The organism is Nonomuraea sp. NPDC003754, assembly GCF_053605785.1.
Window position 1 is genome coordinate 25,327 of record NZ_JBSGJX010000031.1, and the last position, 20,750, is coordinate 46,076.

The following is a 20,750-nucleotide window of genomic DNA, read 5'->3' on the forward strand; positions in this document are numbered from 1 at the left end:
TAGGCCGTCGCCAGTTGCAGTTTCCGTTGCAGTTCCATGCCGTCCAGGAGCGTTCAGGAAGACCGCACACAGCCACTGACCCGCATTGAACGATCCGGAACGGCTCAAACTGGATCTTGTAATCCGCAGGTTCCCAGGTCGACTGCTTCCCCGTCATAGAGAGTGGTGACGGCCTCCGGTGCTATCCAGCATCCCCGGCGTCGTGCCCGATCGCCTACGGCTTGGCGCACCAAGCTGTACCCATGCGGGGAGGCGCGGCGCAATGCCGAAGGCCATCCCATCGAGGGTACCGCCGTGCCCGTCGCGTGCCCGATGGGGCAGGAAACAAGGGAGAACAGCGGTGCACCACGGGGAACGCAATCGGTGCTGTGAGCTGCCTCTTCGCTGATTGGACGGATCGGTTTGCAAGCAAGAAGTCGCGGGGTCGACTTTCCTGGCGTCGCCTCGAACCGTCCTGTAACTGATCATGTTGCGGAGAGATGCCCTACACTCATCGCGCATGCGACTGAAGACGATCTTCACTCTGGTCGCTCTCTACGCCATCACGGCAGCACCCGAGTTCCTGCCGGGCGCGTGGCGGGTGATCGTGCAACCCGCGACGGATGACGCGGTCGAGGTCTACTACCAACCTGTGTCCCCCGTGATGCTCAGATCGTACGAGGGCATCGGACCCTTCCAGCGCGCTCAGGAAGCCGCCCAGCGACGGGCCAAGGCCCACCCACACGATCTTGCTCCACCGTACATCCTGCACAAGCCGTACCGGCTGGTCGCCCCCTACGTCACCGCGCGAGGACGCGAGCTGGCCATCCCGCCGATCTCCGGAGTGAACTGGTCGGACGGGAAACCCATCCCGTACACGATCGTGCCCCAGGTCCGGCTGGCGAAGAACAGCCAAGCCGAACTGACCGCATTGATGGAGAAGGAACGCAGGCCGATCGACGAACCCGAAGTGTTCGGCATGGGAATCGACCCGGAGCTCAACCGGATCGTCCTCGAAACCAATGCCTTCGACCAGGGCCTGCGCCGCAGGCTGGCCAAGCAATATGGCGGACTCGTCACTATCGAATGGGATCCCTTCGGCCAACGTCCTCAGCTCGACTGAAGAGACTCGGGCCGGAACGATCACGTAGCGGAATGCCGCCCGAACGCTGAAGAGCCCATCTCAACATGACGCTGGGACCGTTCTAGTTGCAGCGCTAGTTGCAATCCGAGGACGTACAGAGCCGTCCCAAGGGCACTAGCAGAGCCAGATGGTCCAGATTGAACCGATCAGGACGGGCGAGATCCGAGCTGCTAATGCGGTTTGGTGGCAACACCATCCGGGATTCAAATCCCCAATTCTCCGCGGCAAAGAGGCCCTCCCCGTTTCGACGGGGAGGGCCTTTCTGGCGTCCGGGTTGCAGTTATCCCCAGAGGGCCGAGTCCATGCGACCGCTCGCGTCCTTCATCTGGAGGGTGGCCACGTGTGTACCGCTCGGCGGTGGTGACCCTGGTGCGGCCGAGGACCTCCTGAACGACGCGGATGTGGACGCCTTGCTCGATCAGCCGTGTGCCCGGGTTCGGGGCACGACACGGATCGGTTCGCCGTTGTCGTGCACGGTGATGTGACAGGTCGGCGGTGGTCCGGCGGGGCGGGCGTCGCGCAGGGCGAGGCACTCGGCGAGTGGCAGCGGGCAGGGCACAGCGCGAAGGAGCAGGCGCTGCTCGTCCATGACGCGGGCGGTGATGCCGTCCAGGCGGACGATGACGCGCCGGCCGGCCAGATGGGCGCCGATGCACAAGGCCCGGCTGGCCAGGCTGATCGTGCCGGTCGAGCTGACCTGCCGGTCCACCTCGACGGCGCTCGCCTCGATCGGCGGTTCGCCGGCGGGCTCGGCCGGTGCCGGGCGGGCTTGGCCCGAGGCGAGCAGTGCGGCCAGGTCCTTGACGGTCAGCCGGGAGGCCACGCTCTTGAGCCGTCCGCCGCTCGGGCCACGGACATGCTGTAGCCGCTCTAGACCGAAGGCGTGCAGGTCAAGGGAACAGAGTCGGGTCCTCCGACTATCCAACTGCCGAACCGATTGCCGGACGCCCACTCCAGCAGCCATTCGGTCATCGTCTCCGGGATGGGTGAGTCCTCGTCGTAGTGGCGAGGAACGACCATGACTGGCCACTCTTCGGGTTTTCCCACCGTCATCCAGCCCATGGCATCGCCATCGATAGTGCTGCCCCATTGAAGGAAACCACCTGGTTCAGGCCACATCGCGAGCTTGAAGTCTTCCGGAGAGTCCTCCCTGAGATCCCGGTAGTAGTCCATCCACTCCGGCATGTGAGCCAGCTGAAGATCGGTAACGCTCCGGGGATCTGAGATGTAGAGCCACTCGGCAAACTCGCAGGACCCGTAACGTTCGGTGAAGGCGATGCAATCAGCCGGAAGCCGAAAGCCGATGATGTCGAAGAGATCATCCCAGGTGCGAGTACCGAACACCGGTTGAGCTGGCGGGGGCACGAGCGCGGTTAGTCGATCGAGCGCTGAGAGATCCTTAGTCACGGCACCGACGGTAATGGCTCGTCCTGCTTGAAACCATGCCTCCGGCGGGGCGCTCCGGCTCCGGGACGACCACCGAGCGTTCCTGGGGGCCGTAGACGGCTGAGGTGGAAGCCTGATCATCCTCCTCACGGGTCAGCGGTTCGGTCGAGAGCGCCGGTCGGGATGGGCTTGGATTGCCGCCGGACAGCCCGGTCATATAGGAAGCTTGCGTGCTAAAAGGTAACAAGGTCGGGCTCAGGGCCCGGTACGAGGACGACATTCCGATCCTGCGGACCGAGCTCTACGACGACGTGGTGAACGGCTCGCGGGCCGAAGGTCGGCCGTGGCGGCCGATCACACCCGGCACGAAGGATCCGCGGCTCGTGGTGGACGACACGGAGCAAGGGCATGTGCCGTTCTCGGTCGTGGAACTGGACGGCGGCACGCTGGTCGGCACCGCGACGCTGTGGGGCATCGACAACCACAACCGGTCCGCGCACATCGGGCTGGGGCTGCTGCCGTCGGCCCGCGGCCAGGGCTACGGCACCGACGTGGTCGCGGTGCTGTGCCATTACGGTTTCGTCGTGCGCGGCCTGCAGCGACTGCAGATCGAGACGCTGTCGGACAACGCCGCGATGCTGCGCTCCGCCGAGCGCAACGGTTTCGTCCGCGAGGGCGTGCTACGTTCTTCGGCCTGGGTGATGGGCGAGTTCCTGGACCAGGTGCTGCTCGGGCTTCTCGTCCAGGACTGGAAGCCGGCCTCGAAGGCCGACCTCTGATCGTCACGTTCAGGACTTCGTCTACTCCGTGATGAAGAGGACTTCCCTGTTTCGACGGGGAGGTCCTTTCTGGTGTCCGGTCTGGTGTCCGGGTGGCAGTTGCCCCAGAGGGCCGAGTCCATCCGGCCGCTCGCGTCCTTCATCCGCAGGGTTGCGACATGGGTGTACCGCTCGGTGCTGGGTGACCCTGGTGTGGCCGAGGATCTCTTGGACGACGCGGATGTTCACGCCCTGCTCGATCAGGCAGTACGGCGGCGGTGTGGCAGGCGTCACGGACACGGGCATCTCGCACGCCCCCTTGCGTTCGCGGAAGACGAGATGATCAGGGAGCAGGAGCAGAGCAGCCGAGGCGGTCCCAGACCAGGCGCCGGCGTTCCGCTGACAGACTCTGGTCACGCATGGCTCGATGTAACAGGTCGAAATCGCACCCCTGCGCGCTCATATGGTCGAGGAGGGGTTCGTAACGATCGGCCCTGTCCCGTAAGAGTTCCGTTGCCAGCCGTAGCTCCAAACGAACCGCAGGAACCTGATGCGAGCCACATGCGATCCATACGTAGTGCTGCCACGGGCCGCGTCCAACGCATTCCATCGCGTCAGAGTCAACCTGCCTCTCGACGGTACTCATCTCCACCTTGACCCCGTGCGCCTCGAAGCTGGCGAAGTACTGCGAGGACGCTGGAAACCACGAGGCGGCATGAAGGCAGGGGAAAGAGGCAAGCGCGGCAGCGAACGTGTCCACATCTTCTCGCCGCGGCGCCAGGAGGTCGATGTCCCCGACAGGAAGATGAACACCCTGGAGGAGAGCTGCGCTCGTGCCCCCCAGACGGTAAGTGATGTCAGCACCTGCAACTCGCACAGTGGTGAGCGTCGTGTCCAGCGCCCCAGTGACGTCCGCTACTTGAAGTGACCTTCCACCGTTGTCCATGGCGAGCAGCGTAAGAGCATCAGAATGCGATTCGTCAGTCCTCTTGGCCACACCAAAGCTTCCAGATCAACGAGTTCAGGAGCGAGCGGACCGGTTAGCGCAGCTCAATCCATGGTTCTCCACGACTCAACGAGGTAGCGAACGGTTCAACACGCCCCTCGGACACAGACCCATCCCCACATGCGCTTGTGACTCAGAGGGGATGAGCAGTTCTAGGCACAGGCCGCCCAGGGGCCTGCTCGGCGCAACACCGCGATCCCAATCACCCTCATAGAGTCATCGTCATGGACGGAAATGATGCCTACATCCACCTTCCCAGCGGTCCCGAACTTGTCTTCGGCGAGATCATCGTGTGGACGGCCCTCCTTCTACCGACCGTCATCTGGCTCACGGTTGTGATGCTGTGCCGGTCGAAATAGAGCACCTGCCCAGACCTCGAGATCACGGATGGACGCGACGAGCGACAGCGCACTACTCCGGATAGTTCGTATTTCATTGACAGATCAGGTATTCCCGAAGTAGCGCCACATTGGCCGTCACACCTCTCGCCGAGCTGCAGAATCCAGGGCCTACCTGCAGCGGAGATCCCAGGCACTTCGAGTGCTTGACATGACCAGCAGATCGACGATGACGGCCTGCGTGGTATAGAAGCCCGCGCCCTCTTCCGGGTCATCGAATGGCACCCAGACGTTGACATCGAACCAGGCGTAGCTTCCAACAAGGTCAGCGGTTTTCGCCTTTTGATAGTACTTCAGCATATCCTTGGCCGACTCATCCGTATGCACGTCGAATCGAATATAGTAAACGCACATATTCGACTCGCCAGAGATCTCTCCCTGTGGTTCGCTGAAGCCGAACTCTGCACCTGATGGCAGCGGATAGCTTAAAACACGATCCATGATGCGCGCTAAATAGTAGTCATGGACCCAGGTCGGCGCCATGGCGACCACGAACAGCAGAGTAAGCGGCGCAATCACTAAGGCCACTTTACGACCCAATTGCGGCTTCCGATGGCCCGTTGCGCTTGAGGGCACGCGAGGAAGCTCCTCTTGCGATGCGATTGACATGGCCGACATCGTGTCTCGGATGCGACTACCAGATCAAGGGCGACTACAGTCCGCTCTCCGATCGCCTTCGACAACCGGTGACTCGATGTACTCGTCACGGAGGGGGCAGCAATGTCGAGGAACCCGGAGCCAGCGCGGGACGCTGCGATCACCACGTACGAGATACGGCCACCCCGCCGGAACGGCGTACATCACCGAGACCACGCCGCTCGTGGCGACGTTTACCCCGTTGCGCTTGTCGTTGCAATCCAGTGCCACCCGATTCCGTTCTGGACGGACCGGCCACGCCCGATGGCCTTGAATCGCGGGATGGGCAAGATCGGAGCTGCTCATGCGGTTCGGTGGCAACACCATCCGGGGTTCACATCCCCGATCCCCCACAGGTAGAAGGCCCTCACCCGTTCGCCTTTCTGGTTTCTGCGTTGCCGTTATCCCCAGAGGGCCTGCCCGCGTCCTTCGTCGGCGGGGTGGCGACGTGGGTGTAGCGCTCGGTCGTGGTCATCTCGTGTGGAGGGGGATCGCCTGAACGACGTGGATGTGGACGCCTTGCTCGATCGCGGATGGCCGCGGTGTGCTTGGCGTCATGAACCTGGCGTCCCGTACGCCAGCCTGTCTGAGGATGGATTTCCACACCTTCCAGCCCCCGGTGCGCTCGACCAGCGTGCAGCGGTCCGTCTGGTCTTGATCAGCCGGAAGACGGCGTACGGCTCATGCCGAGCATCACAGCCGCGTCCTTCAAGCGGCAGAACAGGCGATCCATATTTGTGGTGAGGAACGCAGAGAATGAGCACCTCAATATGTCCGCCGGGTGGTGATCAGGCTGGTGTCTGGTCCGGCAGCGTGGTGTCGCATCGCCGGTGGTGCGGTGACACGCGGCGTTCGGTGGCGTCGATGTAGTCGTGGAGGGCCTGGCGGGAGCGGGCGAGCGTGTCGATGTGCTCGTCCAGTCCGTGCAGGCGTGCCCGCAGGGTGTCCAGGAGTTCGGGGCAGGGCTCGAGGTCGGGGCCCGCGCCGGTGGCGCAGGGCAGCATGTACCCGATCTCCTGCGTCGACAGTCCGGCTTCGAGCAGCCTCCTGATCTGGGTCACGGTCAGGATGGCGTCGTCGGCGTACTCGCGGTAGCCGCTGGTGCCGCGTCCAGGCTTGAGCAAGCCCTGGGCCTCGTAGTAACGCAGCTGATGCGCGTGGACTCCGGTCCGCCGGCTCAACTCCCCGATCAACACCCCACACGCCCCCTTGACCTTCATATCGGTATGAACGTTGAGGATTCTGCCATCACCGCCAACCCACTCGAGGGAGCACATGATGCAGAATCTCGACACTGGCCGCACGCCCGTGACGGTCATCGGCCTGGGCCTGATGGGCCAGGCACTGGCCGGGGTGTTCCTGCGCGACGGGTATCCCACGACGGTGTGGAACCGTACGGCGGAGAAGGCCGAGCAGCTTGTCGCCCAGGGCGCGAGGCTCGCCGACTCGGTCGGCGACGCGGTCGCCGCCAGCCCGCTCGTGGTCGTCTGCGTCTCCGACTACGCCGCCGTGCACGGGCTGCTCGATCCGCTGGGCGAGGTCTTCGCCGGCCGGGTCCTGGTGAACCTGACCTCGGGCACGTCACAGGCGGCCCGGGAGACCGCCGAGTGGGCGGTACGGCGGGGCGGCGACTACCTCGACGGCGCGATCATGACCGTCCCCGCGGCCATCGGCACGGCGGACGCCGTCATCCTCTACAGCGGGTCGCGACCGGCCTTCGACCTGCACGAGCCGGCCCTGAGCAGTCTCGGCGCGGGGACGACGTATCTGGGCGCCGACCACGGCCTGTCGTCGCTGTACGACGTGGCCGTCCTGAGCCTGATGTGGAACATCCTGAACGGCTTCCTGCAGGGCGCCGCCCTGCTCGGCGCGGCGGGTGTGGACGCCACGACGTTCGCCCCGCTCGCGAGCAAGGGGATCGACACCGTGAACGGCTGGCTGGCCGGGTACGCGCAGCAGATCGACGACGGGCGGTACCCCGCCCTTGATTCCACCATCGACACGCACCTGGCCGCGATGGAGCACCTCGTCCACGAGAGCGAGTTCGTGGGCGTGAGTGGCGAACTGCCGAGGTTCGTCAAGGCCCTGGCGGACCGGGCCGTGGCCGAGGGGCACGGCGGCGACGGCTACGCGGCGATGATCGAGCAGTTCCGCAAGCCCTCATGACCCAGCACCACCGGGGCCCGTTCGACCCACGCACGCTGCTCGCGGACAGCAGGCTCGGCGTCCTCGCGACGATCAAGTCGGACGGCCGGCCCCAGCTTTCGCCCGTCATGCCCTTCTACGACCGGCAGGCCGATGTCATCTACGTGTCGATGACCGAGGGACGCGCCAAGACGGCCAACCTGCGCCGGGACCCGCGGGCCACGCTCGAGGTCACCAGCCCGGACGGCCGGGCATGGGCCACCGCCGAGGGCGTCGCGACACTCACCGGGCCGGGCACCGACCCCCACGGTCCCGAGGTCGAGGCGCTGGTCGGCTACTACCGCCGCGCCGCCGGGGAACACCCTGACTGGGACGAGTACCGGTCGGTGATGGTGTCCGACCGCCGGGTGCTCATGACGATGACGGTCGACCACGTGTACGGCGCCGAGATCCGCTGACCGCGCTCCGGCACTCCCCCGTTGTCGGCCGGTCCCCTGGTGATGGGGCCACTCGGGGGCAGCGGTCAGAGGGCGAGGCGGTACCGCTGTTCGAGCCGGCCGCTGCGCGGGTGCGGGGTGGCCTCGCCGTACGGGAGCCAGCCGAGCCCCTCGTAGAGCTTGACGGCCCGACGATTGTCCACGTACACGGCCAGCTCGGCCTGGGCGAAGCCGGCGGCGGGAAGGCGGTCGGGAAGCGCCGACATCAGGTGCCGGCCGACGCCCTGGCCCCAGCTACCGGGGTGCACGCCGAGGTAGCGGACCTCGGCGGTCGACTCGTCCGCCGGCACGGGCTCGACCGCGGCGAACCCCACGATCCGCTCGTCGGCACCGAGCGCGACGAACAGCAGCGACCTGGGCGAGCGGTCGACCACCGCCTGGATGACGGGCCGGGCGAGGCTCAGCGGCGCGACCTCGTCGTCGCCGTCGCGGGCGGCCGTCGTTTCGGCCCAGATGGTGGCCGCCTCGTCGATGTGCTGTCCATGGCCGGCCACCTGCACGCGTACGTTGGTCACCGGGCCCAGTGTGCCGACACCGGCTCCGGGCGGCGACCGGATTTCGGGCGCCGTCCCCGGGGTGGGCCAGGGTGGCTACCGGATTTCCGGCACCGTCCATGGGCCGGTGCCAGGGCGGGCCCGACAGCACGACAAGCTCAAGGAGCGCGAGATGACCGATGACTGGACAGTCCGGCGGCTGATCTACACCACCCTGGCCGACACCGGGCGCGCCCCCTCTCCGGCCGAGCTCGCCGCGCACGCAGGCATCGGCGACGACCAGGTCCGGGCGAGCCTGCGACGGCTGCACGACGGCCACCTGATCGTGCTGGGGCCGTACGGCGACGCCGTCCGGATGGCCCATCCGTTCTCGGCCGCCCCGATGGGGTTCGTGGTCGCCCCGGCCGAGCCGTACGACGACCGGCTCTGGTGGGGCGGCTGCACCTGGGACTCCTTCGGCATCAGCGCCGCGCTCAAGCTCGACGTCGTCATCGACACCCGGTGTCGCGGCTGCGGTACGGCCCTGCGTTACGAGGTGAGCCCGGGCCGGCCGCCTGGCGAGGACTGGGTGGCGCACATCCCGCGACCGGCCTGCCAGTGGTGGGACGATGTCGTGGACACCTGCACCCATATCCGTACCTTCTGCTCGCCCGACCACCTGGCGGACTGGGCGGGCCGTACCCGGCGACCGATCGGCCAGGCGGTCCCGGTCCGCGCCCTCTGGGCGCTCGCCCAGCCCTGGTACGGCGACCGCCTCGACCCGGACTACCGCCCGCGCCCGGTCGCCGCGTCCCAGCGTCTCCTCTCCGAGCACGGCTTCGACGGCGACTTCTGGAGGCTTCCGGCCTAGCGCAGGAGTGCCGGTTCCGCACTATTCTCTGATTCCCGCCTGCCGGTACTGAGCCCACTCAACGATGACCCGAGACACGTGGGCAGAAAGCCGAGTCTCGAGAATGTTGGCGAGACTCTCACTGAATCGTTCATCCGACAGCGGCACGAAATCAGCCTTTAAAAGATCGATAAGTCTCTGCACACGCCGGCGTTCTTCATCGATACGCTGAGCCCAGTAGGTATTCATGATCGAAGCCAGCTGCTGATCGAGCTCGGCCTCGAGAATGATGCGCTCGGTGGGAGTCACGTGGTCCGGCGGCTCCGGAACGCTGGGATCTTGGACAAGCTCCGCAGGTACGTGACCACTCAATACCAGCAGCGATTCAAGCCGGACCCCAAAAAGACTGCTTATCTTCAGCAATTGGGCGATGGTGGGACGTGCGCCCTTTCGCCATCTCAACACGGTGCTCGGACTAGCATCCAGCGCACGTGCCAGAGACGCATCTGAACGATAACCCAATCCTGCCGCCGTCCTGGAGAACCAATCCCAGAATTCGTTGCTCTCCTCGGGCGGCGTCTCACTCATTGGGACATCTCCACGACTCTCCGCCCTCCACTCGTTCCACGGCAGCGTCATCCTACGCAGCGACCCGCGACCTCACTCAGCAGGGGGCGCATGATGCACCTTTTTGGACATTGCGTCAACGCAAGCCGTACGCAGCCATCAGGGCGATCGGATCAGACGGTCAGACAGAACCCGATCACACGTTCACACCGGCTTCCGGCCCGAGCCGGCCCGATGCGGCCATTGACAAACCGCCTGCTCTACAGACGAGCAGGTCAAGCGCCACCCCGCCTTCGCAGAGTGACCAGTTCTTCACGATCTGTCCAAACAGTTCGGCTATTGCCTACGCGCAATGGCTTCCATCACATGCATGCCGTGTTGCGCACTCGAGCCCCGTTATGCCCTAGACTCGCCTTCAGCCTCGGGCGTCGCCCCTCGCTCTGGAGACAGGGTGGGGGGCATGTTGCGTCCAGGGAGACCAAAGGGCCCGGCTATGAAGACGCGCAACCCCGCGAAGGTCACGTCTTCTACAACCGGGCCCGAATGGATCTGGTCCGCACGTCAGCTACAGCCGGGGGCGGAACCTGTCGGGAAGAATACCCATGTCGGGAGAGGTATGACACCCTCCTGGCGGGTTTTGCCCCAGGTCCCCATCCGATGTTCCTACTCGGGACCATCGGGTTCGTCCACTTCCGCGTTACGGCTGACGTCCAACGCGAAAGGACGAAGAAGTGGCGCAGCGTCCCACCAAGCCGGAGGACTCCGACCCTCCTGAAGACAACTCTCTCGTCTCCCTGCGAAGCGCGGTCATCCTCCTCGCTTCCATCGGGGGAGGTGGCGTTGCGGGCGTGTTGGCGTACGCCGCCGAATGGAGCGTTCCTGCCAGCGTGCTGATAGGGATCAGCGCGTTCGCTGCGTGCGTATCCAGCCTCAGTAAATGGATAGACCGGCGGCGCTGATCGGCGGAGGGGGCCGTTCGCCACGGACGGCCCCAACTCCGTGACCGAGCACAGGGTCAGCTGCCGAGGCGCATATCCTCGATTCGTGAAGATCGGGGGCATCGTGGCGGGCGCGCTCGTGCTCGGGTCGGGATTCGGTGCGGCGATCTCCTTCCTCAACGCCGTCTCCTCCCCTTACGCGGCGGTCGGGAGCCGGATCGCGGGCACGGGGTGGGCGGCTGCCGCGGAGGTCGCCAGTCTGCTCCTCGACTCCGGCTGGGCCTGGGCCGGGCTGGCGGTCGCCGCAGGCTGGTCGGCCACGGCACGTACGGCAGGCATCCGCGCAGCGACCCGTGGAGCAGCCACGGCACGTACGGCGGGCGCCCCCGCGACGACCCATGGAACGGATACGGCAGGCGGCCCCGCGGCGACCCGGGGGACAGGGACGGCGGGCGGTCGTGCGGTGGCTCGTGGGGCGGTCGCCGGGGTGCTGGCCCTGATCGCGGCCACGGCGGCCTACTACTGCCTCGACTCCGTCCTCCGTGACGAACCGCTGTCGTGGTACTGGCCGGAGACGGTCCGGTGGTGGGTGGCGAGCGTGCTTTTCGGACCGCCGCTGGGCGCGGTGGGCGCGAGCATCCGGCGCCCCGGCCTCGCCGGTCTTCTCGCGAAGCTGACCGTGCCGGTCGGCGCGGCCGTCCAGATGGTCGTGCTCCCGCCCCGGGAGAGCGACCTGATCGCGACCCCGCTCGTCGTGTGGGCCGCGGCGGCCACGGCAATCGGGTTCACCGTCGTCTGGTTCGTCCGAACGGCGGCCCGACGGCCCACGCCATGACGTAAAACCGGCGTGTCAGGGAGCGTCGCCGCTTCCCGCAGAGGGGGGAAGCTTGCCCCGCCACGGCAGGAGTACGGCGCTGCCGGCGCAGAGCACCCCGGCGACCAGGAGCGACCAGCGGCTGGTCCACAGGGTCGCGACAACGCCGCCCACGGCGATGGCAAGCGGTTGAACCGTCCTGGCCCCTACCGACCAGGCGGTCCCGACACGGATCATGAGGCGCTCCGGAGTGACGTCCATGCGGTAGGCGGCGAAGATCGGGTTGAAGATCCCCGCGCACAGCAGCAGGAAGAAGTCCGCCGTGGTGATGAGGAGAACGGCCTGCGGTCCGGTGCCGACGAAGGCCATCGGGATGATCCAGATCGTTCGTGCGGCGCCGAAGGCCAGCAAGCACCGTTTCACGCCCAGCACGGCGACCGCCTTGGGCGAGATCAGCGCCCCGAGCAGACCGCCCAGACACGGGACGCCCAGCGAGACGCCGTACTCCAGCGGCGTGGCCGCCAGGTCCTGGAGGATCAGGACGGCCATGATGGGCGAACTCCACGTGATCGCGCCGCCGAACAGCATGGCGTTGGCGTAGAGGGGCCGCAGCCCGCGGTGACCGAGGACGAAGGCCCACCCGGCGAGCAGCTCCTTCCACGACCACCCGCCCTGGACGGTGCCGGCCCTGAAGGGGGTCAGCCGGCGCAAGAGCAGGGCCGAGGCCAGGAAGCTCAGCGCGTCGGCGATCAGGGTGACCAGGGGTCCAGTGAGTCCGATCAGCGCTCCCCCGACGGGTGGCCCGGCTGACTGGGTGGCCCAGGTCACCGTGTCGATGCGGGCGTTCGCCGAGGTGCGGTGCCCGGGTGCGACCGCGTGCTTGATGTAGGCCTGTCCGGCCGCGTTGCCGGCGATCGCGCCACTCGTCTGGACGACGGCGACGAGGCACAGCTGGGCGTAGGTCAGGGCGTCACAGAGCGCGGCGACGGGCACGCTGAACAGCGCAGCCAGTCGCAGGAGGTCGGCGGTCATCATCGTGGCGCGCTTCTCCCCGCGTTCCACCAGGTTGCCCAGCGGCAGGGCGATGACGGCGCCGGCGATGGCACCGAACGCCACGAGGAGGGACACCTCCAACGGGCTCGCGTCCAGCATCATGATCGCGATGAGCGGAAGCGCGCCGGCGCTGAGGGCCGAGCCGGCGGCGCTGACCGTGTACGACTGCCAGAGACGGCGGAAGTCCCTGCCGAGTTCGCCATCCGACGCTTGGGGGTCCGGTGCGGGCGGCACTCTCACCGGCGGTTCCCTCCCGAAGCTCGGCGGCTTTCGCAGTGTCGCACGGCCGCGGGGTCCGGCACGGCCGACGACCCTCACCTAGGACCGGGTGAGGGCCGTCGCGATGTCCGGTGCGTGGCGTCGGTGGCCCAGACCTTGAGCGCCAGCCTGGCCCGCACCACGAACCATGGCCGCCGCCGCTGACACCGGCCTGGTGGCGCGCTCACAGGCGCTCACAGCCCCTATCGAGAACCATCGTTCACCTGCGCATCGCCGGCGACCCACCCACCGTTCACCCGGACCGGCCCGAAACCGTCACGATCCGCTGCCAGGATGCGCACGGCTGGTACGACGTGTCGATCACCTGCTCTGAGGACCCCCACCTCCTCCGCCGGCTCATGGGCCACATCGAGAACGGCGCTTTCAGCATGTCCGAATGAAGCACCCCAGGAAGGTGTCCCCCATGTGCCGCAATGCCGCTCACTCCCATGAGCATGCCCACGACGTTCCCGAAGGCACGGCCGCGTTCGCGGACCTGTCGGTGCCGGAGAAGGAGCTGTCGCCCGGCGACCTCAGCCGACGCCGCTTCCTGCTGAACAGCGGCCTGCTCGGCGCCGCCACCCTGGGGGTGACCGCCCTGGGCGGGCTCGCCGCCGCGCGCCCCGCCGCCGCCTCCACCGGGGGCTCGCGCTACTACCAGTGGCTCGCCGGCGACCACCACGTGCACACGCAGTACAGCTACGACGGCATGTACACCATCGAGCAGCAGGCCGCGGGCGCCATCAAGCACGGCCGCGTGGACTGGCTGGTCATCACCGACCACGGGCACGCCGCGCACGAGAAGTTCGCGGTCGAGTCCACCTACGCCGACATCGTCGCCTCCCGCGCCAGGCATCCGGAGCTGCTGCTGTGGCAGGGGCTGGAGTGGAACGTCCCCGGAGGGGAGCACGCCACGGTGTTCTTCGACGGAGCCCGCGACGAGATCCAGCTGCTGCGCGCGTTCGAGCGGCTCTTCGACTCCAGGATCAACGGCACCGGCGCGAGCACCCCGGCCAACGAGGCCAAGGCCCTGGAGGCGCTCGGCTGGCTCGAGACCGCCCTGCGGACCGGCTCGGCCGACTCCGCCCTGTTCCTGATCAACCACGTGATGCGGCGTGGCCGGTTCTCGCCGCGCGACCTGCGGGCCTTCCGCGATGCGGCCCCGAACGTCGCGGTCGGCATGGAGGGCGCGCCCGGCGCCCAGAACGAGCCGAGGGCCCGCGGTGACTTCAACAACACGGCGGACGCGAACTCGTGGACCGGCTGGCGGCCCGAGCACTATCCCACCTACGGCGGCTTCGACTCGATGACCGGCATCCTGGGCGGCATGTGGGACTCGATGCTCGCCGAGGGCAAGGGCTGGTGGATCACCGCCAACTCCGACGGCCACTTCTACAACAACGACACGACCGTCGAGCCCGAGCGGCCCGGCGACTGGTACGACCAGCACGGGAAGTATCCGGACCCGATCGACGGAGGCGTCCCGATCAGGCACGCCGACTTCTGGCCAGGCCAGTTCAGCAGGACCGTCGTCGGCGCGGCCTCGCGCAGCCACGGCGCGGTCATGGAGGCGCTCAAGGCCGGTCGTGTCTGGGTGTCGATGGGCGGGCTGATCGACGGCCTGCACGTCGACGCGCACGCCCCAGGCAACGCCCCGGTCACCCTCGGCGGCCGGTTGTCGGTGCGCCGCGGCGACGACGTCACCGTCACCATCTCCGTCGACCTGGCGGGTCGCCCCAACGCCAACGACGACGTGCCCCGTCTGGCCAGACTGGACCTGATCCGGGGAGCCGTCACGGGTTCCGCCGCGGACCCTGACACCTTCACCGCCCCGGACGTGCGGATCGTCGAGTCGTTCACGCCGCGCGGCAGAGGCCGGGTCGCCGAGTTCCACTACAGGTTCCGCGACGTCCGTGAGCCGTTCTACTTCCGGCTGCGCGGCACCGACGGCAAGCGCAGTGCGGCCGGGGGCCTTGAGCCGGCCGCCGACACGGGTCCCAACGAGAACCCCTGGAACGACCTGTGGTTCTACGCCAACCCGATCTTCGTGGACGTGCTGTGACCGCTCGACCGGTGCCCGCCCGGTTCGCCGACGCCGACGCCCCGGGTGACGCCGGCCCGAGCACCAGGCCGGGAAGTGAGCCGGGACGTCACCGCTACTCGCGGGAGGCCACCGCGTCCGACGGGCGCCGGCGGAGCACGAGCCTGGCGGGGACGACCGTGGCCGCCAGGGCCAGGACGGCCGCCGCCGCGATCACGCAGGCGTAGGTCACCGGCGCGATGGACGGCACCGCCGAGCCGGTCATGCCCAGGCTGAAGGCCGACAGGGTGATCAGCGCGATCACGGTTCCGGCGACCGCCGCGATCAGTACCGCGGCCAGCGTCTCGATCTTGAGCATCCGCAGCACCTGCCGTCGGGTCGTGCCGACCAGGCGCAGCAGGGCCAGTTCGCGGGAGCGTTCGGAGGTGGACATGGCCAGGGTGTTCACCATCGCGATCATGGTGAACGCGATGATCAGGCCCATCGCCACGTAGTTCACCTCGGCGTTGGCCGGCTTGGCGCCGATCTGCTGCTCGACGTGCTGCTTGAGCAGGGGGTACGGCAGGTGCAGGTCGCCGAAGGCCAGGCCGCGGCTGTAGACGGCGCTCACGGTCAGCGTGACGGGTGTGCCGTCGCCCAGCGTCATCGTCACCTCGTCGCCGGGCCGCACCCGCAGCCGCTCGGCGGCGGTGGCGCTCACGGCCAGCTTGGCCGGGTCCAGGCCGCCCGCGACCACGCCCAGGTCCAGGGTGGGCCGCTGGGCGGCCTGCGCGCTGTACTTCTCCAGCCCGACGCGGACCGACGTGCGCAGGATCTCGGTCGGGGCTTTGGTTCCCGCTTCGGCCTGCGCCTGGGCGGCGTTCTCCATGGTGGTCTGGACGAACAGGATCGTGCAGGTCATCGCGATCATCAGGGCCATCGGCACGACCACGGAGGCCAGCCGCCGGGTGTTGGCGCGCAGGCTCCTGGCGGCCAGGTAGCCGCTCGTGCGGCCCAGCCGCAGCGGGACGTCCAGGACGGCGACGGCGGCACGGGCCACCAGCGGGCCGAGGACGCTGAGCGCGAACACCCAGGTCAGCGCGGTCAGCATGGTCACCGGGCTGGAGGCGGTCTCGACGCTGAGGCCGGACAGGACCGCGGTCAGCGTCACCGCGCCGGCCAGCATGACCAGGCCGAGCGCGATGCGGATCCACGGCAGGCGCGCGGTGGGCCGGGCGGCCTCGCCGAGCGCCTCGACCGGGCGGATCCGCGCGGTACGGCGGGCCGACAGCCGCGCCGCCGCCCATGCCGCGGCGACGGTGGCCAGGAGCGCGGCGGCGATCGGGAACGGGCTGACGACCAGGTGCAGGTTGTCAGGCATCGCGCCGAGCCGGACGAACTGGGCCCGCAGCCAGAACCCCAGCCCCACGCCGGCCAGCGCGCCCAGCGCCCCTGCCACCGCGCTGACCATCAGTGCCTCGCCGCCGATGAGCGTGCGCACCTGCTTGGGCGTGGCCGCGACCGCCCGCAGCAGGGCCAGTTCGCGCTGGCGTTGCTGGATCGACAGGGCGAAGGTGCCCACCACGACGAGGATCGCCACCAGCAGCGAGGTGCCGCCCAGCGCGCCGCCCAGGGAGACCAGCTTGACCCTGGCCTGTTCGGCGTTGAGGAACTCGACCGGCCCGCGCTCGTCGCCGGTGTAGGCCAGCGCGTCCTTCATGGCGGGCAGCCGTACGGCGGGGAAGACCCCGATGGCGCTGACCTTGCCCTCGTGACCGGCCAGCCGCCGCGCCTCGGCGGTGTCGAAGAAGACGGTGTCCTGGCTGGGCAGCGCCTGCGCGGTCACGCCGACGACGGTGTAGGCGCCGAGCCGCTCGCCCGGCGCCAGCGCGGACCGGGCGTCGACGACGATCTCCTTCGGCCCCGAGGGCGCCTGGCCCCGCGCGATCGTGAACGGGGTCAGCGCGGCCGACTCCCAGCCGTGCCCGACGGCCCCGCGGAACGGGAAGGTCACCTCGGCGATCACCTTGTCCACGCCCGGGACCCGCTCCAGCCGCGCCACCAGGGCGGCGGGGATCCACCGCCGGTCGGCCAGCGGCTTGGCCTTCTCCTTGGTCTCGCCGTCGCCCTTGTCGACGGTCTCGCGGACGAACTGGTCACCGGCGACGACCAGCGGGGTGCCCGCCCACCTCTCGGTGGCCACCTTCCCGCGCAGCCCGGTCTCCAGCAGCATGCCGCAGGCGCAGACCAGCGCGGCGGCGCAGAACAGGGCCAGGAACGCCCCGGCGAAGGCGGCCTTGCGGTGCCGCAGCGACTTCAGCGCGAAGGACATCATCAGACCCACGCCCCCAGGTGCGTCATGCGGGCGGCGACCTTGTCGGCGGTCGGCGCCGCCATGGTGTCGACGATCCGGCCGTCGGCGAGGAAGAGCACGGTGTCGGCGTACGAGGCCGCCACCGGGTCGTGGGTGACCATCACGACGGTCTGGCCCATCGTGGAGACCACTTCGCGCAGCAGGCGGAGCACGTCACGGGCGGTCATGGTGTCCAGCGCGCCGGTCGGCTCGTCGCCGAAGACCACCTCCGGCCGGGTCGCCAGCGCGCGGGCGATCGCCACCCGCTGCTGCTGGCCGCCGGACAGCTCGCTGGGCCGGTGCTTGGCGCGGCCCTCCAGCCCGACACGCTTCAGGATCTCGGCCACCCAGGCGCGGTCCTCCTTCACCCCGGCCAGGCGCAGCGGCAGCGTGACGTTCTCCATCACGTTCAGCGAGGAGACCAGGTTGAACATCTGGAACACGAAACCGACCCGCTGCCTGCGCAGCTCCGTCAGCTCCTTCTCCCCCATGCCCGACAGCTCGGTGCCGCCGAGCCGTACCGAACCCGAGCTGGGCACGTCCAGCCCGGCCGCGCAGTGCAGGAAGGTGCTCTTGCCCGAGCCGGAGGGGCCCATCACGGCGGTGAAGCTGCCCCGCGGGATGGACACCGTCACCTCGCGCAGGGCGGCGACCGCGCTCTGGCCCCTGCCGTAGACCTTGCTCACGTTCTCGAGTCTCACCACGTCCGTCATGGCTTCCACTCTGCTGAGCTGCGCCTTCGCCAACCAGAGACGCCGTCACGACCTCGACATGACGACATCATGATCCGGACACTGGTAGACATTTCTCGTGATTCGAGTGCTTCTCGCGGAAGATCAGCACGTCATCCGCAGCGCGCTGGCGACCCTCCTCGCGCTGGAGGACGACCTGGAGATCGTCGACGCCGTCGCGTCCGGCGACGCCGCCCTGGACTCCGCCCGGGTCCACCGGCCCGACGTGGCGGTCCTCGACATCGACATGCCCGGCACCCTGGACGGCCTGGCCGCCGCCGCGAAGCTGCGCGCCGAACTGCCCGGGTGCCGCGCCCTGATGCTGACCGCGTACGGCAAGCCCGGCCACCTGCGCCGGGCGCTGGCCGCGCAGGTGGACGGGTTCCTGCTGAAGACCGCGCCGCCCGAGGAACTGGTGGCGGCCATCCGCAAGGTGGCCTCAGGGGAGCGGGTGCTCGACCCCTCGCTCGCCGTGACCGCCTGGGACCTGGCCGACAACCCGCTCACCGAGCGAGAGGTGGAGGTGCTCAGGCTGCTCGCCGGGGGCGCCCAGGCCACGGAGATCGCCTCCCGGCTGTTCCTGAGCGCGGGAACGGTGCGCAACTACCTCACCACGATCGTCGCCAAGCTGAACGCCCGCAACCGGACCGACGCGGTGCGCGTCGCTAGCGAGGCAGGCTGGATCTGAGCTCGAACCAGCCGTCCTCTACCGAGGTGGTCAGGGCGCCGGAGAGCACGGCCAGCCGGGTGGTCAGGTTGCCGATGCCCGACGACCCGCGCCGCGTCCTGGAGCGCTGCGCCCCGTCGTTGCGCACGCTGAGCAGCACCTCGTCGCCTGACGCCGAGGTCACGATCTCGACCTGGCGGGCCGCGCTGTGCCGCAGGACGTTGGTCACCGCCTCCCGCAGGACGGCGCTCAGCGCGGTGTCGGCCTCCGCGGTCAGCTCGTCGTGCCCCAGCTCCACGTGCGCCTCGATGCCTGCCGCCTTGAGCACCGACCGGGCCGAGCCTGCCTCCTGGGCGAGGGAGAGGACGCGGTGCTCACCGGAGACCGCCCGCAGGTCCGCCTCGGCCTGTTCCGTCATCTCCAGGATCTGCCGCAGCTGCGCGGCGGGGTCGGCCAGGCGCCGGGCCAGCTCGCAGGTGAGCAGGATGGCGGCCAGGCTGTGGCCGAGCAGGTCGTGCAGGTCGCGGGCGGCGCGCAGGCGCTCCTCCACCACCGCGGAGCGGGCCAGGTCCGCCTTGGCCTCCTCCAGCTCCCTGACCACCTGGGCCAGGCGGAGCAGGCCGTACACGACCAGTCCGGTGACCAGCGTGCTGACCGCGTAGTTGACCGTCACCGGCACCGGCAGGCCGAGCCGTACGCCGATGGCCGCGACGGCCCCGATGACGAGGGCGACCAGGGGCCAGGCGAGCGACCAGCGGAAGGCCAGCAGCAGCGGCCCGGCGAGGAACCCCGCGACGCCCAGCCAGACCATGCCGAAGAACGCGATCGGCGCGAAGGCGAGCACGGCCATGACGGCCAGCGCCACCATGTGGCGGCCGCGGGTGGAGCGCACCTGCAGGTACCCGATCACGCCGAGGAGGACGGCGGCCGCGGGCAACTGGGCCGCCGGGAGCTGCAGCAGGGCCTTGACGCTGAACCCGGTCAGTACGGTGGCCAGCAGCGCGACCGCGAACCGGTGGGCGTGCCGTCCGGCGGTGGTGTCCGGCCGGACGGCGGGCAGCGGGAGCGCGGCCTCCACGACCAGCCGGCCCTGGGGCGTCAGGCCGGTGGTGAGCGAGCCGCCCGCGTCGGCGAAGCCGGACGGGAGCTCGCCCAGGAAACGGTCGTCGGCGGTGCGGGCCCCGTCGCCGGTGACGCGCAGGCGCACCGTCTGGCCGTCGGCCATCGTCTCGATCAGGCACTCCGACCCGGTCTCGATCACCTCGGTCACCGCCTCGCGCAGGACCGCGGCCAGCAGCGCCCCCGCGGGGCCCAGCGGTTCCGGGTGGGCGGCGCGCACCTCGAACCGGATGCCGGCGGTCGAGAGCATCGCCTTGGCCGTGGTGAGCTCGGGCGTCAGCGAGGTGGCGCGGTAGCCGGCCGCCGCCGAGCGCGCGTCCGCCAGGGCCGTGCGGGCGGTCGTGACCACCTCGCCGAGCAGTTCGCCCGCCTTTTCCGGGGCCGCCAGCGTCCGGCGGCAGCCGTCGGCGATCGCGGCCAGCCCGGCGCCGAGCCCGGTGTTCAGCTCGGCGGCGATCCGCAGCCGCTCCTCGGCCACCGCCGCGGCGGCCAGCGCGAGCCGGGCGGCCTGCATCTCGCCGACCCGCTCGGTCAGGCGGGTCAGCCCGAAGATCACCAGCGAGATGAGCGCCGCGCTGATGGTCGCGTCCAGCGTGCCGACCCAGGCGGCGATCACGACGACCAGTGGGGCCAGCAGCCGTAGCCGGGTCAGCAGCAGGGAGCCGCCCAGGAACCCGAGCAGCCCCACCGACAGGCCCAGCGCGAGCACACCCGCGAAGCACACCACCGCCTGCGCCCCCACCAGCCACCAGGTACGGCGGCGCGGCAGCTGCAGCAGGAAGGCGGGTAACGCGGCCAGCACGCCGTACGGCGTCGCCGCCACGTAAACCGCGGCGAAGGCGGCGAAGACCGCGACAGCCGTGACCCGCGCCATGACATCCCTTCCAAAACTCCGGCGAAAGGCAACATTCTCGACGAACACCCCGAAACCCACACCGGCAGCCTTTTTAGAGGCTAG

Annotated in this window: 19 protein-coding genes; 9 read left to right on the top strand and 10 right to left on the bottom strand. The window is 68.9% G+C overall.

Features of this window, described 5'->3' with window-relative positions; genetic code table 11:
* Window positions 1–499: 499 nt before the first annotated feature.
* Window positions 500–1,102, top strand: a complete 603-nt coding sequence (locus ACWEVS_RS31510) for a hypothetical protein (RefSeq protein ID WP_452413239.1) — start codon at window positions 500–502, stop codon at window positions 1,100–1,102.
* A gap of 439 nt (window positions 1,103–1,541) precedes the next feature.
* Here the strand turns inward: ACWEVS_RS31510 and ACWEVS_RS31515 are convergent, their stop codons facing one another.
* Together ACWEVS_RS31515 and ACWEVS_RS31520 are read right to left on the bottom strand one after the other, a co-directional pair.
* On the bottom strand, window positions 1,542–1,946 hold the full coding sequence (locus ACWEVS_RS31515; RefSeq protein ID WP_452554386.1) for a hypothetical protein: 405 nt from the start codon (window positions 1,944–1,946) through the stop codon (window positions 1,542–1,544).
* Between the two features lie 47 nt (window positions 1,947–1,993).
* The gene (locus tag ACWEVS_RS31520; protein WP_452554387.1) at window positions 1,994–2,530 is read right to left on the bottom strand and encodes a hypothetical protein; all 537 of its coding nucleotides are present in this window, start codon (window positions 2,528–2,530) and stop codon (window positions 1,994–1,996) included.
* Between the two features lie 209 nt (window positions 2,531–2,739).
* Between ACWEVS_RS31520 and ACWEVS_RS31525 the strand changes: the two genes are divergently transcribed.
* Entirely contained in the window at window positions 2,740–3,288 is a 549-nt protein-coding gene (locus ACWEVS_RS31525; protein WP_452554388.1) for a GNAT family N-acetyltransferase, read from the top strand.
* A gap of 1,209 nt (window positions 3,289–4,497) precedes the next feature.
* A complete protein-coding gene (locus ACWEVS_RS31530) occupies window positions 4,498–4,632 on the top strand; it encodes a hypothetical protein (RefSeq protein ID WP_452554389.1) in 135 nt (44 codons plus the stop codon).
* Between the two features lie 150 nt (window positions 4,633–4,782).
* Here ACWEVS_RS31530 and ACWEVS_RS31535 read toward each other — a convergent pair whose 3' ends face one another.
* Entirely contained in the window at window positions 4,783–5,280 is a 498-nt protein-coding gene (locus ACWEVS_RS31535; RefSeq protein ID WP_452554390.1) for a hypothetical protein, read from the bottom strand.
* Window positions 5,281–6,095: 815 nt separating this feature from the next.
* Window positions 6,096–6,503, bottom strand: a complete 408-nt coding sequence (locus tag ACWEVS_RS31540; RefSeq protein ID WP_452554391.1) for a MerR family transcriptional regulator — start codon at window positions 6,501–6,503, stop codon at window positions 6,096–6,098.
* A 79-nt stretch (window positions 6,504–6,582) separates the two neighbouring features.
* Here ACWEVS_RS31540 and ACWEVS_RS31545 point away from each other — a divergent pair, with 79 nt between their 5' ends.
* Window positions 6,583–7,473 (top strand): NAD(P)-dependent oxidoreductase, encoded by an 891-nt coding sequence (locus ACWEVS_RS31545; RefSeq protein ID WP_452554392.1) that lies wholly within the window; start codon window positions 6,583–6,585, stop codon window positions 7,471–7,473.
* Entirely contained in the window at window positions 7,470–7,910 is a 441-nt protein-coding gene (locus tag ACWEVS_RS31550; protein WP_449930016.1) for a PPOX class F420-dependent oxidoreductase, read from the top strand. The genes ACWEVS_RS31545 and ACWEVS_RS31550 overlap by 4 nt, the downstream gene beginning before the upstream one ends.
* A 65-nt stretch (window positions 7,911–7,975) precedes the next feature.
* Here ACWEVS_RS31550 and ACWEVS_RS31555 read toward each other — a convergent pair whose 3' ends face one another.
* Window positions 7,976–8,464, bottom strand: coding sequence for an N-acetyltransferase family protein (locus tag ACWEVS_RS31555; RefSeq protein ID WP_452554393.1), 489 nt, complete (start codon window positions 8,462–8,464; stop codon window positions 7,976–7,978).
* 151 nt (window positions 8,465–8,615) lie between these two features.
* On the opposite strand from ACWEVS_RS31555, the gene ACWEVS_RS31560 reads away from it, so the two are divergent.
* On the top strand, window positions 8,616–9,293 hold the full coding sequence (locus tag ACWEVS_RS31560; RefSeq protein WP_452554394.1) for an alkylmercury lyase family protein: 678 nt from the start codon (window positions 8,616–8,618) through the stop codon (window positions 9,291–9,293).
* 21 nt (window positions 9,294–9,314) lie between these two features.
* Here the strand turns inward: ACWEVS_RS31560 and ACWEVS_RS31565 are convergent, their stop codons facing one another.
* Window positions 9,315–9,860 (bottom strand): helix-turn-helix domain-containing protein, encoded by a 546-nt coding sequence (locus tag ACWEVS_RS31565; RefSeq protein ID WP_449930022.1) that lies wholly within the window; start codon window positions 9,858–9,860, stop codon window positions 9,315–9,317.
* Window positions 9,861–10,883: 1,023 nt separating this feature from the next.
* Here ACWEVS_RS31565 and ACWEVS_RS31570 point away from each other — a divergent pair.
* Window positions 10,884–11,612 carry a hypothetical protein gene (locus ACWEVS_RS31570; RefSeq protein ID WP_452554395.1) on the top strand — a complete coding sequence of 243 codons (729 nt, stop codon included), beginning with the start codon at window positions 10,884–10,886 and terminating at the stop codon, window positions 11,610–11,612.
* Window positions 11,613–11,627: 15 nt separating this feature from the next.
* Here the strand turns inward: ACWEVS_RS31570 and ACWEVS_RS31575 are convergent, their stop codons facing one another.
* On the bottom strand, window positions 11,628–12,884 hold the full coding sequence (locus tag ACWEVS_RS31575) for an MFS transporter (RefSeq protein WP_452554396.1): 1,257 nt from the start codon (window positions 12,882–12,884) through the stop codon (window positions 11,628–11,630).
* 442 nt (window positions 12,885–13,326) lie between these two features.
* Between ACWEVS_RS31575 and ACWEVS_RS31580 the strand changes: the two genes are divergently transcribed.
* The gene (locus tag ACWEVS_RS31580) at window positions 13,327–14,964 is read left to right on the top strand and encodes a PHP domain-containing protein (RefSeq protein WP_452554397.1); all 1,638 of its coding nucleotides are present in this window, start codon (window positions 13,327–13,329) and stop codon (window positions 14,962–14,964) included.
* Between the two features lie 94 nt (window positions 14,965–15,058).
* Here the strand turns inward: ACWEVS_RS31580 and ACWEVS_RS31585 are convergent, their stop codons facing one another.
* Together ACWEVS_RS31585 and ACWEVS_RS31590 are read right to left on the bottom strand one after the other, a co-directional pair.
* Window positions 15,059–17,257: an FtsX-like permease family protein gene (locus tag ACWEVS_RS31585; protein ID WP_452554431.1), complete on the bottom strand. Its 2,199-nt coding sequence runs from the start codon at window positions 17,255–17,257 to the stop codon at window positions 15,059–15,061.
* Window positions 17,257–17,988 carry an ABC transporter ATP-binding protein gene (locus ACWEVS_RS31590; protein WP_449930030.1) on the bottom strand — a complete coding sequence of 244 codons (732 nt, stop codon included), beginning with the start codon at window positions 17,986–17,988 and terminating at the stop codon, window positions 17,257–17,259. Before ACWEVS_RS31590 ends, ACWEVS_RS31585 begins: the two co-directional genes overlap by 1 nt.
* 97 nt (window positions 17,989–18,085) lie before the next feature.
* Here ACWEVS_RS31590 and ACWEVS_RS31595 point away from each other — a divergent pair, with 97 nt between their 5' ends.
* Window positions 18,086–18,694 (top strand): response regulator transcription factor, encoded by a 609-nt coding sequence (locus ACWEVS_RS31595; protein WP_354917050.1) that lies wholly within the window; start codon window positions 18,086–18,088, stop codon window positions 18,692–18,694.
* On the opposite strand, the gene ACWEVS_RS31600 is transcribed toward ACWEVS_RS31595, so the two are convergent.
* A complete protein-coding gene (locus ACWEVS_RS31600; RefSeq protein WP_452554398.1) occupies window positions 18,672–20,666 on the bottom strand; it encodes a histidine kinase in 1,995 nt (664 codons plus the stop codon). The two genes, ACWEVS_RS31595 and ACWEVS_RS31600, sit on opposite strands and share 23 nt — an antisense overlap.
* Window positions 20,667–20,750 lie beyond the last annotated feature (84 nt).

Excerpts from the sequence above, each read along its gene's own strand:
- ACWEVS_RS31565 (WP_449930022.1), bottom strand. The coding sequence starts at position 9,860 with ATGAGTGAGACGCCGCCCGAGGAGAGCAACGAATTCTGGGATTGGTTC.
- ACWEVS_RS31550 (WP_449930016.1), top strand. The coding sequence starts at position 7,470 with ATGACCCAGCACCACCGGGGCCCGTTCGACCCACGCACGCTGCTCGCG.
- ACWEVS_RS31560 (WP_452554394.1), top strand. The coding sequence starts at position 8,616 with ATGACCGATGACTGGACAGTCCGGCGGCTGATCTACACCACCCTGGCC.
- ACWEVS_RS31600 (WP_452554398.1), bottom strand. The coding sequence starts at position 20,666 with ATGGCGCGGGTCACGGCTGTCGCGGTCTTCGCCGCCTTCGCCGCGGTT.
- ACWEVS_RS31580 (WP_452554397.1), top strand. The coding sequence starts at position 13,327 with ATGTGCCGCAATGCCGCTCACTCCCATGAGCATGCCCACGACGTTCCC.
- ACWEVS_RS31510 (WP_452413239.1), top strand. The coding sequence starts at position 500 with ATGCGACTGAAGACGATCTTCACTCTGGTCGCTCTCTACGCCATCACG.
- ACWEVS_RS31535 (WP_452554390.1), bottom strand. The coding sequence starts at position 5,280 with ATGTCAATCGCATCGCAAGAGGAGCTTCCTCGCGTGCCCTCAAGCGCA.
- ACWEVS_RS31545 (WP_452554392.1), top strand. The coding sequence starts at position 6,583 with ATGATGCAGAATCTCGACACTGGCCGCACGCCCGTGACGGTCATCGGC.
- ACWEVS_RS31585 (WP_452554431.1), bottom strand. The coding sequence starts at position 17,257 with ATGATGTCCTTCGCGCTGAAGTCGCTGCGGCACCGCAAGGCCGCCTTC.
- ACWEVS_RS31590 (WP_449930030.1), bottom strand. The coding sequence starts at position 17,988 with ATGACGGACGTGGTGAGACTCGAGAACGTGAGCAAGGTCTACGGCAGG.
- ACWEVS_RS31530 (WP_452554389.1), top strand. The coding sequence starts at position 4,498 with ATGGACGGAAATGATGCCTACATCCACCTTCCCAGCGGTCCCGAACTT.